Raw genomic sequence first — 14950 nt, 5'->3', positions numbered from 1 at the left:
CGAACCTTGTGTTCGCCCTCGTTGTTTCTCACGGTGCGCATTTGGTTCCGCGGCACTCTGTTCTTGCTCAGGGACAGCCACCGAATTATCCACAGCGCACGGAACGAAAAAGGGCGAACACAAGGTTCGCCCCTACAGATCCCGTTCAGTCCGCTTAATGGCCTTCAGCACTAACTGCGTGTCGCGGCGACTGAATTTAATGCCGGGAGGCACACAGAGTTCGGGTAAACACCGGTATCTGCCCTACAGCCAACCCTTCTTCTTGAAATACGCATAGGGCGCAATGCCCGACAGCAGCATCAGTCCCAGCGCCCATGGGTAACCGAAGAACCAGTCCAGCTCCGGAATTTCATGGAAGTTCATGCCGTAGATACTGGCAATCATCGTCGGTGGCAGGAAGACCACGGCGGCGATGGAAAAGATCTTGATGATCTGGTTCTGCTCGATATTGATGAAACCCTGGGTGGAGTCCATCAGGAAGTTGATCTTGTTGAACAGGAAGGTGGTGTGTGCCATCAGGGTATCGATATCGCGGGTGATATCGCGAAAGCTCTCCTGCAGGGCACTGTCGATATGGATATGGCGCTGCAGGAAAGTGATGGAGCGGCGGGTATCCATCAGGCACAGGTGCACCTTACCGTTGCTGTCCTCCAGTTTGGCCAGCAGGTCGATGGCATCTTCCAGTTCCGCGTCTTCGTCCTCGAGCACCAGGTAGCTGACTTCGCCCAGTTTCAGGTGGATATCCTCGAGCGCGTCGGCCAGGTTCTCCACCTTCTGCTCGAATACCTGCACGGCAAGTTCCTGCGCGTTGAGCGCCTCCACCTGGCCGCGCCGGGCGCGCATACGCAGCAGGCGGAAGTCCGCCAGCTCGCTGTCGCGCACGGTGATCAGTCGTTGCGGCTGCAGGATGAACGCCACCGTGCTGGTGTTGTGGCGGCCTTCGCTCTGGTACAGGAACAGGGAGTGGATGTGGACACCCGCGGCATCGATGAAAAAGCGGGCGGAAGCCTCGATTTCCTCAACGTCTTCCGTTTCCGGCAGCTCGGTGCTCAGCAGCTTTTCCAGCAGCTCGCGCTCTTCTTCCTGCGGTTCCTGCAGGTCGACCCACACCGCGTCGCTCAGCTGCTGTTCGGTGACCTTGTCGTTGGGTTGTTCGGTGATGCGCCCGCGCACCACTTCAAAAAGTCTCAGCATTGTTTCGCCTGTCTGCCGGTGACCAAGCGCACATGGTTACAGGCAGGCAGGCGCAAATCAATTGCCGCGTTCATGTTTTTGCGTTCGGGATGCCCTCCCGGCGGCGCTGTGCCGCCGGGGCTGGCCGGTTATAGCCAGTAGGGCAACTGGGCGCGGATCTCCTCGGTGTCGCTGTTGACCAGGTTCTTGCCGGTTTCGCCGGCAATGGTGGCGCGGGTGCCGGGTTTCAGGGCGTCGCGCAGACTGCCGACCATCTGCGGCTCGGCGACGATGTAGAGCTTTTCATAACGCCCCTCCTGGCGGCCGCGCTCGAGTGTATGGGCGAGTTCCTTGGCGAACTTGTTGCCGGCGCGGCGGTGCAGTTCACTGGAGTTACCCATCGCGTGGCGGCCCTGACCGTTGCTGTCGAAGGCGCGCCCGGGGGCGTCGCTCTCGATATCGCGGCCTTTGAGGCGGCTCTCCGGATGAACCATGGCCTGCACTTCGTCGAGAGCACCGGAGCGTTGGGCGGCCTCGAACAGGCGGGCGTGGGATTGGTTGGCTACTAGGACCCATGCAAGTGCCATGCGCGTATCCTCCTCTTTTATTCCCTCCCAATGGTAAGGAAAGGTCGAATCAGTCCGTAATACCCGTGCAACCCGGCAGACGCTCAGGTTTTCAGCCCCTGCATGGATATAAGCAAATCATTTAAGAAACCGTTGTGCGCGGGCCGGGCCGTCTGTGTGCGGTCCTAAAATGGAGTCGTCTGAACGGCGGGGTGTGCCCCGGTACCGGGTGTCCCGACCGGTTGTGCATCCGAGGAGGTGGTTATGAGCCTGATACCGAGAGGATCTCTGCTCGATCTGGACAATCTGTTCGAGCAGATGATGTCGCCCAGCCGCCCCCGCGAGGGCGGGGAGGGCTTTTTTTCACCGCGAATCGACGTGCGGGAAACCGAGCAGGGATACCAAATCAGCGCGGAAATTCCCGGGGTGAAGCGTGAGGATATCAACATCACCCTGGAAGACGGCGTGCTGACCCTGGAGGCCGAGGTGCACCGCGAAGAGAAAGAGGAAAAGGAGGGCCGCGTGATTCGCTCCGAGCGCCGCTACGGCAAATATATGCGCAGCTTCAACCTGGGGGGCGATGTCAGTGAAAAGGATATCGACGCAACCTTCAAGGACGGCGTACTGACACTGACCGCGCCCAAGCGCGAAGCCACCGCACCGCCCAGTCGGCGCATTGAGATTCACTAGGAGGTTCCCATGAAAGTCAGAGATGCAATGCACCAGGGCTGCACCTGGTGCTCACCGGATACGCCGCTGTCGGAAGTGGCAAAAATCCTGCGCGACGAGGATATCGGCGCGGTACCGATCGGTGAGAACGACCGGCTGATCGGCATGGTCACCGACCGCGACATCGCCTGTCGCGGGGTCAGCCTGAGCGGTGACCTGTCTTCCCTCAGTGCCCGCGATGTCATGACGGAAGGCATCGAGTGGTGCTGGGAAGACGATGAAATGGAAACCGTGCTGGAAGCGATGGAGCAACAACAGGTGCGCCGGATGCCGGTGATTAACAGTGAAAGGCGCATGGTGGGGATTCTGAGTTTGGGGGATATCTCCCACTCTGTCAGTCAGCAGCAGAGTGGCGAGTTCGCCTCCTGCGTGTCTGCCCATCACTGAGCCCGGCCGGACTTGGGAGGCGGAGGTGCCGCCGAGACGGCGCCTCCGCCGATCTGCGCCGGGACGGTACAGCAAGCGGTTTTACAGCAGCGGCTCCAGCGGCAGCCAGCTGCTGACTTGCGAGCCCAGCCGCTGCCACCAACGCGCATTCGGCTCCTGCCTGTAGGGGGGTCCGCGCGGATCCAGCCATACCAGTTCGCCCCGCTGCAATTGCAGCCGGTAGGCATTGCCGCCCACATTGTGGATAAAGTTGTCCGCGATCTCGCCCGCCAGCCGCGGCGATTCGATCAGCAGCCCCAGTTCGGTGTTCAGCAGGATCGAGCGCCGGTCCAGGTTGAACGACCCCACATAGAGTTCGCGCCCGTCGATGACAAAGGCCTTGGCGTGCAGCAGCGAGCGGGAATCGCCGTTCCAGTTGTCCAGCTTGTACTTCAGCCGGCTCGACAGTTCGTACAGGTGCACACCGGCGGCGAGCAGTGGTCGGCGGTATTTGCGATAGGCACCGTGCACCAGGGTCACGTCGGTGGAGGCAAGGGAGTTGGTCAGGATATAGACCTGCACACCGCGTCGCGCCGCTGCCAGCAGTAACTGCAGATAGTGCTCGCCGGGCAGGAAGTAGGGTGAGATCACCACGATCTGGCGCTGCGCCGACAGGATGTGCTGCATCAGCGTGCGGCCGGCGAACTGGCGGTTTCGCTGCGGGGCGATCGCCACCTTGTGCGGCGGGTCGTAGAGCACCTGCGCCGGTGCCCAGTACCAGAGCTGGGGGTTGTCACTCAGGGCGCGGATCACCGGCGACGGCTCCAGGCTGCGGCCGTAGTCACTGTCCAGCAGTTCGGCCGCATTGCCGTCGAGTTCGCGTTTCAGCAGTTGCCAGGCATCCGCGTGCAGGCGCCGTGGAATGGCCGCGCGCACCGGGAAGGCGTACGAGCTGTTCCAGTATTCGTCGAACTGGCGACCGATATCCGCCACCGCCGCGCCAATGGTGATCAGGTCCAGGTCGCCGAAATTGATCTCGTGATCGATGCCGAAGTACTTGTTGCTCAGGTTGCGCCCGCCGATAAAGCTGACGCTGTCGTCCACGGTCAGGGATTTGTTGTGCATACGCCGCTGCAGACGCGGAAAATCGGCGAAGAATTCCAGTGCCCGGGGCCCCCGGTGGGGAAAGGGATTGAACAGGCGCACCTCGATATTGGGCAGCCGGTCCAGTGCCAGCAGTACCTTGTCAGCATTGCCGGTGGTGAAATCGTCGAGCAGAAAGCGCACCCGCACGCCGCGCGCTGCCGCCCTTACCAGTTCACGGGTCAGCAGCAGCCCGGTGTCGTCGCGGCGGAAGATAAAGTACTGGATGTCGATAGACCCGCGTGCCGCGCGAATGGCCGCCAGGCGCGTGGCGAGGGCATTGCGTGCCGAGGTCACCGGGTAGACGCCGGTCAGCCCGTCGTGGCCGGCAGTGAGCCGGCGGGTGATCCGCGGGAGTGCCGCCGTGGACGGCGCGGCCAGGTGGTAGCTGGGCGTGCGCGGCGGCGGTGGGGCAAATTCCGCCCGGCCGGCGCAACCGCCCAACAGGAACAGGGCCGGCACCAGGGCGACTAACAGCAGCGGGATCTGACGCAATTGGGGGCTTCCGTGCGGAACGAGCGGCCGGGGCCGGGACAGTTGCTAACCAGTATAGATATCGACGCCGTGTGGCGTCTGAGCCGTCATTAGTGGCGCGCTGCGAGCTTTTCCATAGTTCTTATGAGATTATGCGCCCCATTTTTAGTTGTTTTATAGGAAATAATTCCAACATGGCCGCGCCAGTTGCGCGCCGAGGTTGGGGGTAAGAGAAGGTCAATGAAGAAAAGCCATACAGGCAGCTGTCACTGCGGCGAGGTGCGCTTCGAAGTCGATCTGGATCTGAGCAGTGGCACGGGCAAGTGCAATTGCTCTTTCTGCACCAAGCAGCGCGCCTGGAACGCGCTGGTGCCGCCGCAGGACTTTCGCCTGGTACAGGGGGAAGAGGCGCTCAGTGACTACCAGTTTGGCAGCCGAGTGGGACGCCAACTGTTCTGCCGCCACTGCGGTGTGCGTCCGTTCGCGCGCGGCTATATCGAGGAGATCGGCGGTGACTATTTTGCCGTCAATGTCGCCGCGCTGGACGGTGTCTCAGCGGCGGAACTCGGCAGTGCGCCGGTGCGCTATTTCGACGGGCGTCACAACAACTGGCAGGCTGAGCCGGAAGAGACCGCACACCTGTAGCGCAGTTGGTGGCCTGGGGGTGGTGGTGCATAATGCGCGCCTTAATCAGTCAGTATGGTTTGGAGGCGGGCGATGAGTAGTGTGGCGGAAATGATGCAGCGCAGCGGCGGCAAGTGTGAACTCTGTGCCGCCACCGGTGACCTGGCAGCGTACACGCTGCCGGCTTCGAGTGGCCACGGCGATGCCGATCTGTTGCTGTGCCCGACCTGCCTGCCGCAACTGGATGGCGCCGCGGCGCTGGACAGCGATCACTGGCGCTGCCTCAGTGACAGTATGTGGAGCCCGGTGCCCGCGGTGCAGATCGCCGCATGGCGTCTGCTGAAACGCCTCTCCGGTGAGACCTGGGCACAGGATCTGCTGGACATGCTCTATCTGGACACCGAGATGCAGGCCTGGGCCGAGGCCGGCGACCTGGTGGCTGATGCCGATCGGGTCATCCACCGTGACTGCAACGGCGTGCAGCTGCAGGCCGGCGATAACGTGGTCATCATCAAGGACCTGGACGTCAAGGGCACCAGTATTGTGGCCAAACGCGGTACCGCCGTGCGCGGCATCAGCCTTACCGAAAACCCGGAACAGATCGAGGGCCGGGTGGATGGCCAGCGCATCGTGATCCTGACCAAGTTCGTGAAGAAATCCTGATCTGCTGCGGCCGCATAGACTCCATTTGCGGTAACGATTTTCAGGCGACCGCGCAATCCCGCTCCACTTCGCTGGGGCTCCGTTACTGGCCGCGGCCGCCGCTGATGCTGTGGCCGCGGTATCGCCTTGGGCCGCGCGCCGCCAGAGCCGGTTTCTCGCGCAGTACCGGCTGGCCGCGGTAAACCTGCAGCGGTTCTCCCTTAGCGCGGCGCGAGCCATCGTGTTGCGGCAGTTCATCGCCGTAGATCAGCGTATAAATATCCTCGTGCCGGGTGGCTTCCTGCAGGATCGGCTGGCCGCGGTAGAAGCGCGGCGGCACCTCATCGCCACTGGTGAAGGGCTCGCCGCGACGCGATTCCAGGGTGGCGATAATCTCCCGGGTTTCGGTGTCTACTGTCCTCTCTCTCGCGCGCGCCAGTTGCGCCTCCAGATCCGCATCGGAAAAGCGCAGGGTGATATCGAACTCGGCCTGCAGTCGCTTGCGCAAGCGGCGCAATAGCGTCAATACTTCAGATTTCATCAGCCAGTGGTTGTCCATTGTCACGGTGCTCCTTTCTCGCTGTCCGCTGTGTTGTTGGTTCCGGGCTTCGTGCCCGCTTCTCGTCATTACCTCTGTGGCGCTGCACAATATACGGAGCAAATTTTGGGCCAATTGGCGCCTATAGAGCCGGGCCGGGCACCGTGAAGCCGCTGGAAGCAGGGATTCCCGATCATTTCAGGAGGGAGTATTTTGTTGGAAGTGGTGCATATCAGTATCTCGATTGACCGCCCGCCGGAGACCGTCTATGCGTTCGCGGCAAACCCACAGAACCTGCCGCGCTGGGCTGCCGGCCTGGCGCGCTCCGAGGTACTGCGGGACGGCGACGCCTGGGTGGCGGAAGCGCCCTTTGGTCGGGTGAAAATCCGCTTTGCGCCGCACAACGCGTTCGGTGTTATGGATCATGAGGTGGAACTCGCTAACGGGGAGGTGGTACAGAATCCCATGCGGGTCGTCGCCAACGGCAGCGGCAGTGAGCTGATTTTTACCCTGCTTCGCCAACCGCAGATGTCCGATGCGCAATTTGCCGCTGACACGCAGGCGGTCGAAGAGGATTTGCAGTCACTGAAACATCTGCTCGAGTCCGAATCTCTGCGTTAATCCGTATCGGCCAAAATCAAGCTCGATTAAATCAGTAGGGGGTAACATCCATGAATACCGTACTCATCGCCATTGACCTGCAAAACAGCTTGCTGGAGGCCGGGCCCTGGCAGGCTGCGCAGGTAATGGAAAGGGCGGTCGCGCTGGTCGCCGCGGCGCGCGCCAGCGAGGCGCCAGTGGTGTTTGTCAAAGACCGGCGGGTGGAGCCCGATGGTGCGCTTGATGCAGACCTGCAGGTACTGCCCGGGGACCTGGTGGTGGAAAAGAGCTTCTGCGATACATTTCTGCATACCCCGCTGGATCAATGGCTGCGCGACAGGGGAGTAACACGGCTGGTGGTTTGCGGTATGCAGACGGACTATTGCATCGATACCAGCTGCCGGCGTGCGGCATCACTGGGCTATACCGTTGAGTTGGTCCGCGAGGCGCACACGACCTTCGATCACGAGTCATTACCGGCGGAACAGATCATCGCGCACCACAACCGCATACTGCGCAATTTTCCCGCGGGCGATGGCAGCGTGCGCACGGTGCCAATGGATCAGGTGGCATTTACCTGAGCGGCGCAGCGCCGCATCCATAAATATGCCTCCCGGCCAGCCCATCGTTCAGGGTGACAGGCGCGGTGACCGGGCTAATCTATTGGAGAGATTTTCCATGCTCAAAGGCATACACCACGCCGCGATCATCTGTTCCGACTACGCCGTGTCGAAGCGCTTCTATACCGAGACGCTGGGGCTTGCGGTGCTTGCCGAGCACTACCGCGCGGAGCGCGATTCCTACAAGCTCGACCTGCAGCTGCCGGATGGCAGCCAGATCGAGCTGTTTTCCTTCCCGGATCGCCCCCCGCGCCCCAGCTATCCGGAGGCGCGTGGCCTGCGTCACCTGGCGTTTCGGGTCGATTCCGTAGAGGCGGTGGCGGCACGGCTGCAGGCCGCGGGTGTCGCGGTGGAGCCGATCCGCGAAGATGAGTACACCGGCAAGAAGTTCACCTTCTTTGCCGATCCCGACGCGCTGCCGCTGGAGCTCTACGAGCAATAACCCGGTCGGCGCCAAATTGGAGTCTGGCGACTTCTGGCGCTATGATCGCGCCTGCCCCGCGTGCATCCTCCATGCTGCGGCACCATTTCTTCCTGAGCTGATCGTCGAGCGTCGATGAAACCCAATTACGAAATCCGCAGCGGTGCGCTGGCGGGCTTTAACCAGCTGGTACCCGCCCTCGGCGGTGAGCCGGCCGCGCTGCTGGCGCGGGTGGGCCTGCCGGCGGACTGCATGCGCCGCCCCGACCTGCTGATTCCGATCGCCACCCTGTGTGACCTGCTCAATCTCTGTGCGGGTGAATTGCGCTGTAGCGATTTCGGCCTGCGTCTGGCGGATATGCAGGGAGTGCGGATTCTCGGCGCGCTGGGCAAGCTGGTGCTGGAGAGCGCTGACCTGCGCGCGGCGCTGGTGGTAGCGCAGCGCTATATGGCGCTGCACAACCAGGCCGAACACTGGCGTATCCAGCTGGAAGGCGGGTATCTGGTGGCGCGCCGCTTTGACCATTTCGATCACGGCCTGCCGGCGGCACAGTACTGCGAGCTGTCCCTGGGGGCCGGCTATCGCCTGATCCAGGATCTGGCCGGGAAGGATATCCGCCCCCTGCGCGTGACATTGCGCCAGCAGCCCCAGGCATCGCTGCAACGCTATCGGGACTTCTTCCACTGTGAGGTGCTGTTTGAGCAAGCGTGCGACAGCCTGGTGTTCGAGGCCGAGGTGATGCAGCGCCCGTTGCGGCCACCGGGGCAGAATCTGCAGCGCTATTTCGACGAATTCAGCCGCCAGCTGCTGGACGAGCACCGGGACAACCTGCCGGCGCAGGTCAAGGCGCTGATCCTGCAGACCCTCGGTGCCCAGCGGCACAGCCTGGCGCAGATCTCGCGGTTGATCAATGTGCCGGCGCGCACGCTGCAGCGCCACCTGCAGCGCAGCGGCGCCGGCTTCAAGCAGCTGCTACAGGATGCGCGCATGGAAACGGCGCGCTGGCACCTGCGCTCATCAAGCATCGATATCAACCTGTTGTCGGCCACACTCGGCTATACCGATATCAGCGCCTTTTCCAAGGCGTTTCGCGCGGTGCATGGAAAGTCGCCACTGCAGTGGCGCAAGATGCAGCGCGAACAACGCCAGTAGCCTGCCAGCACTTGCCCGCCTCCCGTCCCGCACCGGCTGGGCGACCAATGGGAAGTTTCTAAAATTTTATTAGCCTTTGCGCGCATCCCCCCGGCCGGTCTATCCTGAGCGGAATTGACAACCTACGGGGGAAATTTCATGTCCGCAGAAACCATCCGCTGCAAGGCGGCGGTCGCCTGGAAGGCCGGCGCGCCACTATCGATCGAGGAGGTTGAGGTGATGCCGCCGCAGAAGGGCGAGGTGCGTATCAGGTTGCTCGCCACCGGCGTCTGCCACACCGATGCCTTTACCCTCTCCGGCGACGATCCTGAGGGCAACTTCCCGGCGATTCTCGGCCACGAGGGTGGCGGTATCGTCGAATCCGTGGGCGAGGGTGTCACCAGCGTCGCCGTGGGTGACCATGTGATTCCGCTGTACACGCCTGAATGCGGCGAGTGCAAATTCTGCAAGTCCGGCAAGACCAACCTGTGCCAGAAAATTCGCGAGACCCAGGGCAAGGGGCTGATGCCCGACGGCACCACCCGCTTTTCCGTCAACGGCGAGCCCATTTACCACTACATGGGCACTTCCACCTTTTCCGAGTACACGGTGCTGCCGGAAATCTCGGTGGCCAAGGTCAACAAGGAGGCGCCGCTGGAGGAAATCTGCCTGCTCGGCTGCGGTGTCACCACCGGCATGGGCGCGGTGGCCAACACCGCCAAAGTGGAACCCGGTGCGACGGTGGCGGTATTCGGCCTCGGCGGCATCGGCCTGGCGACGGTGATCGGCGCGCGACTGGCCAAGGCCGGGCGCATCATCGCCATCGATATCAACGAGAGCAAGTTTGAACTGGCGAAAAAACTCGGCGCCACCGACTGTATCAACCCGAAGAATTACGACCAGCCGATTCAGGAGGTCATCGTCGAGTTGACCGACGGTGGTGTGGATTACTCGTTTGAATGCATCGGCAATGTGAACGTGATGCGCTCGGCGCTGGAGTGCTGCCACAAGGGCTGGGGCGAATCGGTGATTATCGGCGTGGCCGGTGCCGGGCAGGAAATCTGCACCCGCCCGTTCCAACTGGTGACCGGCCGCGTGTGGCGCGGTACCGCCTTTGGTGGCGTCAAGGGGCGTTCGCAGCTGCCAGACTATGTGGAGCGCTATCTTGCCGGCGAATTCCAGCTGGATGATTTTATCACCCACACCATGCCGCTGGAGAAAATCAACGAGGCCTTCGACCTGATGCACGAGGGCAAAAGTATCCGCAGTGTGATTCACTACGTTTAGGATCGGAGGTGATCGATGTCACTTGAGCTTGTCACTGCAACCAAATCGTTTGACGGCAGCCAGCGCCAGTACCGGCACCGCTCCGAGGTGCTCGACTGCGACATGCGCTTTGCTATTTTCCTGCCGCCGCAGGCGGAAGAGGGCGAGACGTTCCCGGTTCTCTACTGGCTGTCCGGCCTCACCTGCACCGATGAAAATTTCAGCCAGAAAGCCGGCGCCCAGCGCATGGCCGCGGAGCTGGGGATTGCCCTGGTCATTCCGGATACCAGTCCGCGCGGGGACGGTGTCGCCGACGATGAAAGCTACGACCTGGGGCAGGGCGCGGGCTTTTACCTCAATGCGACGCACGAGCCGTGGAAACAGCACTACCGCATGTACGACTATGTGGTGAGTGAGCTGCCGCAACTGGTGGAGGCGAATTTCCCGGTGAACCAGCGCCGCGCCATCGCCGGGCACTCCATGGGTGGCCACGGCGCGCTGGTGATTGGCCTGCGCAATCCGCAGCGCTTCACATCCATCTCCGCATTCAGCCCGATCTGTAACCCGATGGCCTGCCCCTGGGGGGAAAAGGCCTTCGCCGCCTACCTGGGCGCCGATCGTGTCAGCTGGGAGGATTACGACGCGACGGTACTGATCGGCCGCGCGACGGAACAATTGCCGATCCTGGTCTCCCAGGGCGAAGAGGACCAGTTCCTGGAAACCCAGCTGAAACCCCACGCCCTGGAGACCGCCGCCGAGGGCGCCGGCTACCCGATCAAGGTCGAACACCACTCGGGTTACGACCACAGCTACTACTTCATCGCCTCGTTTATCGAGCAGCACCTGCGTTTTCACGCGGATTATCTGTTGAAGCACTGAGCTGAGCGGCGTGGTGGCCTCCGTCAGGACGCCGCCACGCCGACGGTCAGTGTCGCCACTAAGCCGTTGTCGAGAGCCGTTGTCGAGATCACCGCAGCGCCCGTCAGGGTGCCGAGCAGGGTGAGGGTGGCGGCGGGCTTACCCCGCGCCGGCTTCATCGATCAGTGTCTGCAGCTCGCGGCGGAATGTCTCCACTTCCTGGGCGCCGCCGATACCGTACTGGCGGTTGAGGATAAACAGCGGCACGCTGTGAACCCCCTGGCTGCTTATCTGTTGTTCCAGCTCACGCACGGTACCGGCATAGGTCTGGTTGTCCAGGATCTCGCCCGCCTCGCGCGCATTCAATCCTACCGCGGCGGCGGCCTCTGTCAGCACGCTAATGTCGTCGACATTTTTTTGATGCTGGAAGAAGTCGCGGAACAGGCGCAGGCTCAGATCGGTCTGGCGATCGTAGGCCGCGGCCCAGTGCAGCAATTGGTGTGCGCGGAAAGTGTTGTACATGCACATATCATCGCGGTAACTGAACTCGAAACCGAGGTCGGCGCCGAGATCTGTCAGTCGCTGGCGCGCCTGGATACTCTCCTGTGGCGTCGTGCCGTACTTCCGCGCCAGGTGCTCGCGCAGATTTTCTCCACTGGCTGGCATCTGTGGATTCAGTTCGAACGGCAGCCAGTGCACCTCGGTCGCGAACTGATCGCCGAAGCTGGCGATAGCCCGTTGCAGGCGCAGGTAGCCGATCACACACCAGGGGCAGACCACGTCGGAAACAATGTCGATGCGCAGGGGGAGTGTGTCCATCTATTTTCCATCCTTTCACAGTGCTGCCACTGTAATCTGATTGTGGATAAAAGACGACAGGCCGGTCGCCCACACAACAACATTTGAATATCAGTCGACTAAAAAATATTTGAGTTCGAAATAATGAGTCTGCTCCGGTGGATTACATTGCGAACAAGAATTGATCTATTTTTGAGCGTTTTGAAGCAAAGGTTTATCTTTTCGCCACATTTTTGTAGAATTTCCGCGAAAATTAGCACTCAGGCCAGTAATCTACTTACGGTTAGTCCCCTGCAGTTCGTTCGAAGGGTGATTGTTTTTACGCTCTTCGCTCGACAAAGCTCATCATAATAATTAGATCACTAAATTTTCAGCGAGATGACTGCGCGTCCAGCATATGGTTTTGGCCACTGTGCAGATGCTTGCTGTCGGCTACGTCGGTCTCTGTCGGGGACTGCTGGCGGATGGGTGCTGTATTCGAAAAGTAAGGAGCAAGGAGAACTCAGTGTTCGAGAAAAACAAACTGCACAGCGCAATGCTTGCCGCCTCGGCGGTTGTCTTCAGCAGCCAGTCCGCGGTCGCGGAGCCGAAGCAGATTGAGGAGGTGACGGTCACCGCCACCAAACGTGCCGCCAGTACACAGGATATTCCCGTGACCGTGCAGGCGCTGGGGGAGGAAAGCCTGAAAAACCTGAACGTCAATAACTTTGACGACTATATCCGCTACATGCCGAATATCACCGCCGGCGGGCGCGGCCCAGGGCAGTCGTCGATTTATATTCGCGGTATGGCCACCGAGACCATCGCTACCCAGCTCTCCCAGGCCAATGGCACCGCGCCGAATGTGGCGCTGTACCTGGACGAGGCGCCGGTGAGCATCGGCGGACGCAACCTGGATGTCTACGTTACCGACATCGAGCGCGTCGAGGTACTCAAGGGCCCGCAGGGCACCCTGTTCGGCGCCAGCTCGCAGGCGGGCACCGTGCGCCTGATTACCAACAAGCCCAAGCTGAATGAATTCGAACTGAGTGTCGACGCCGGTCTGTCGAGCACTGAACACGGTGCGATGTCCAACAAGCTGGAGTCGGTGGTCAACCTGCCGCTGATCGATGACAAACTGGCGGTGCGGGTTGCGGCCTACCAGTCCAACGAGGGCGGTTACATCGACAATGTTGCCGGCACCTACACCCCGGATGCCTCGGTAAACCCGGCCTGGAAGGGGCTGCCGGTCACCAGCGCCACTAACGAAGACCTGGTCAAGGATGACTTCAACGATGCCACCTATCGCGGTGCGCGTATCGGGGTCAAATACGCGATCAACGACGATTGGGATGCGCTGCTCCAGCACACGCACCAGGATCTGGATACGGATGGGGTCTTCGACCACGACCCGGAAAATGTCGGCGACCTGGAAGTGCGGCGCTACTTCGACGATTACCTGAAAGACAGCTTCGACCTGACCAGCTGGACCCTCGAGGGCCGCCTCGCCGCCCTGGACGTGGTTTACACCGGCGCCTACCTGGATCGCGAAGTTGAGCAATCCATGGACTACACCGGCTACAACGACGTCGGTGCCTACGTGGCCTACTACACCTGTGACTACGTGGATACCTGCTACGACCCGACCAAGGGCTACGTCGGCCAGGTGGAAAACACGCACGTCAGCCACGAGCTGCGCCTCTCCACCCCGCAGGAATACCCCTGGCGCCTGACCGCCGGTGTCTTCTACGAGAACTCGGAGATTCTCGATCGCGGTAACTTCGTCTATCCGTCGGTCGCCGATCTGGGCTTCCCGGAAAACTACCCGCGCGGCTGGTCCCCGGATACCACCGACCCGGTCAAGTCCACCGCCATCGACAGCGGCGCGCGCCCGGCGGAAGTGGCCTTCTTCAACGATATCACCCGCACGGAAAAGCAGCTGGCCTTCTTCGGTGAACTCTCCTACGACCTCACCGACCAGCTGACTGCGACCGTGGGTCTGCGCCGCTACGATATCGACGTGAAGCTGCTGGGCTCTGCCAACTCCGCGTTCGGTAACTCGCCGCAGTTTGCCGATGGGGTCGACGTCGACAAGTACGGCGACAACCTGGACTCCAAGTGGGCCAATAACAACATCGATACGCCGCTGAACGAAAGCGACACCATCACCAAGTTCACCCTGAGTTATACGCCCAACAGCGATATGCTGTTTTACGCTACTTACTCGGAGGGGTTCCGCCCGCCGGCCTACAACCGCGGCGGCGGCAACGGTAATGCGACCACGACCGTGCCGTACACGGTGAGCACGGACACCGTGGACAACTACGAAGCGGGTTGGAAGACCAGCCTGCTGGACCGCTCGCTGCAGTTCAACGGCAGCGTCTATCACGTGGACTGGAAGGATATCCAGACCGCGGTATTCGATCCCAGCGTCTATTTCCTGTTCTACCTGGACAATGCGCTGGATGCGCAGATTAACGGTATCGAAGGGGACGTCACCTGGCTGCCGACGGAGAACCTGCAGCTGACAGGCGCCTTCTCCTACAATGATACGGAGATCACCGATGTGCCGGCCAGTGCCGTAAACGTCGCGCCCGAGGGCAGTGAACTGGCTCTGTCACCGCCGCTGCAGTTCAACCTGCGCGCGCGCTATGAGTGGAACATCTCTCGCTTCGATGCCTACTGGCAGCTTGGTGTGCAGTACAGCGATGAAGCCTGGAGCTCCATCGTGGTACAGCCCAACGACCGCTTCAAGCAGGATGCCTACACCACCGCGGATGCTTCCGTCGGTTTGCGTGAAATGCACTGGGGGGTGGAACTCTACGCGGAAAACCTGACCGATGAACGGGCCCAGCTGTTCATCAATACGCTGGACAATTCCAAGCGTATTACCACCAATCGCCCGCGTACCCTGGGCGTGAAGCTGAGCTACGATTTCTGATCCATGCATCGGTAATCGCCATTGTCCCGGCGCGAGTCGGGACAACTGAGGGCCGGGTGGACTTAAGTCCACCCGGCCCTT

General features: G+C 61.3%; 16 protein-coding genes. 11 read left to right on the top strand and 5 right to left on the bottom strand.

The annotated features are described in order from the left end of the window. Positions 1 to 243: 243 nt before the first annotated feature. On the bottom strand, positions 244 to 1194 hold the full coding sequence (gene corA, locus ABDK11_RS15745; protein WP_346837467.1) for a magnesium/cobalt transporter CorA: 951 nt from the start codon (positions 1192 to 1194) through the stop codon (positions 244 to 246). Positions 1195 to 1322: 128 nt separating this feature from the next. Beyond that, positions 1323 to 1760, bottom strand: a complete 438-nt coding sequence (locus ABDK11_RS15740) for a host attachment protein (protein WP_346837466.1) — start codon at positions 1758 to 1760, stop codon at positions 1323 to 1325. A 243-nt stretch (positions 1761 to 2003) separates the two neighbouring features. Here ABDK11_RS15740 and ABDK11_RS15735 point away from each other — a divergent pair, with 243 nt between their 5' ends. Continuing rightward, entirely contained in the window at positions 2004 to 2429 is a 426-nt protein-coding gene (locus tag ABDK11_RS15735) for an Hsp20/alpha crystallin family protein (protein WP_346837465.1), read from the top strand. Between the two features lie 9 nt (positions 2430 to 2438). Beyond that, a complete protein-coding gene (locus tag ABDK11_RS15730) occupies positions 2439 to 2855 on the top strand; it encodes a CBS domain-containing protein (protein WP_346837464.1) in 417 nt (138 codons plus the stop codon). 81 nt (positions 2856 to 2936) lie between these two features. On the opposite strand, the gene ABDK11_RS15725 is transcribed toward ABDK11_RS15730, so the two are convergent. Then, positions 2937 to 4472 carry a phospholipase D family protein gene (locus ABDK11_RS15725; RefSeq protein WP_346837463.1) on the bottom strand — a complete coding sequence of 512 codons (1536 nt, stop codon included), beginning with the start codon at positions 4470 to 4472 and terminating at the stop codon, positions 2937 to 2939. A gap of 219 nt (positions 4473 to 4691) precedes the next feature. Between ABDK11_RS15725 and ABDK11_RS15720 the strand changes: the two genes are divergently transcribed. Further along, complete coding sequence (locus tag ABDK11_RS15720; RefSeq protein WP_346837462.1) at positions 4692 to 5096, top strand: GFA family protein; 405 nt, start codon at positions 4692 to 4694, stop codon at positions 5094 to 5096. Between the two features lie 72 nt (positions 5097 to 5168). Then, a complete protein-coding gene (locus ABDK11_RS15715; RefSeq protein WP_346837461.1) occupies positions 5169 to 5738 on the top strand; it encodes a PhnA domain-containing protein in 570 nt (189 codons plus the stop codon). Between the two features lie 82 nt (positions 5739 to 5820). On the opposite strand, the gene ABDK11_RS15710 is transcribed toward ABDK11_RS15715, so the two are convergent. Next, on the bottom strand, positions 5821 to 6276 hold the full coding sequence (locus ABDK11_RS15710) for a hypothetical protein (RefSeq protein ID WP_346837460.1): 456 nt from the start codon (positions 6274 to 6276) through the stop codon (positions 5821 to 5823). Between the two features lie 201 nt (positions 6277 to 6477). Between ABDK11_RS15710 and ABDK11_RS15705 the strand changes: the two genes are divergently transcribed. From ABDK11_RS15705 to fghA, 6 genes are all read left to right on the top strand, one after another. Beyond that, positions 6478 to 6876, top strand: a complete 399-nt coding sequence (locus ABDK11_RS15705) for an SRPBCC family protein (protein ID WP_346840210.1) — start codon at positions 6478 to 6480, stop codon at positions 6874 to 6876. A 50-nt stretch (positions 6877 to 6926) separates the two neighbouring features. Beyond that, entirely contained in the window at positions 6927 to 7436 is a 510-nt protein-coding gene (locus ABDK11_RS15700; RefSeq protein WP_346837459.1) for an isochorismatase family protein, read from the top strand. Between the two features lie 97 nt (positions 7437 to 7533). Next, on the top strand, positions 7534 to 7917 hold the full coding sequence (locus ABDK11_RS15695; RefSeq protein ID WP_346837458.1) for a VOC family protein: 384 nt from the start codon (positions 7534 to 7536) through the stop codon (positions 7915 to 7917). 114 nt (positions 7918 to 8031) lie between these two features. Further along, positions 8032 to 9048 (top strand): AraC family transcriptional regulator, encoded by a 1017-nt coding sequence (locus tag ABDK11_RS15690; RefSeq protein WP_346837457.1) that lies wholly within the window; start codon positions 8032 to 8034, stop codon positions 9046 to 9048. A gap of 138 nt (positions 9049 to 9186) precedes the next feature. Further along, positions 9187 to 10314 carry an S-(hydroxymethyl)glutathione dehydrogenase/class III alcohol dehydrogenase gene (locus tag ABDK11_RS15685; protein WP_346837456.1) on the top strand — a complete coding sequence of 376 codons (1128 nt, stop codon included), beginning with the start codon at positions 9187 to 9189 and terminating at the stop codon, positions 10312 to 10314. 15 nt (positions 10315 to 10329) lie between these two features. Continuing rightward, complete coding sequence (fghA, locus tag ABDK11_RS15680) at positions 10330 to 11172, top strand: S-formylglutathione hydrolase (RefSeq protein ID WP_346837455.1); 843 nt, start codon at positions 10330 to 10332, stop codon at positions 11170 to 11172. 138 nt (positions 11173 to 11310) lie between these two features. Here fghA and ABDK11_RS15675 read toward each other — a convergent pair whose 3' ends face one another. Further along, positions 11311 to 11970, bottom strand: coding sequence for a DsbA family oxidoreductase (locus ABDK11_RS15675; protein WP_346837454.1), 660 nt, complete (start codon positions 11968 to 11970; stop codon positions 11311 to 11313). Positions 11971 to 12454: 484 nt separating this feature from the next. On the opposite strand from ABDK11_RS15675, the gene ABDK11_RS15670 reads away from it, so the two are divergent. Further along, complete coding sequence (locus tag ABDK11_RS15670; protein ID WP_346837453.1) at positions 12455 to 14869, top strand: TonB-dependent receptor; 2415 nt, start codon at positions 12455 to 12457, stop codon at positions 14867 to 14869. Positions 14870 to 14950 lie beyond the last annotated feature (81 nt).

The organism is Microbulbifer sp. SAOS-129_SWC, from assembly GCF_039696035.1.
Classification (GTDB): Bacteria; Pseudomonadota; Gammaproteobacteria; order Pseudomonadales; family Cellvibrionaceae; genus Microbulbifer.
The sequence above is the reverse complement of the archived record's forward strand: the minus strand, read 5'-3'. Positions and strand labels throughout refer to the sequence as shown.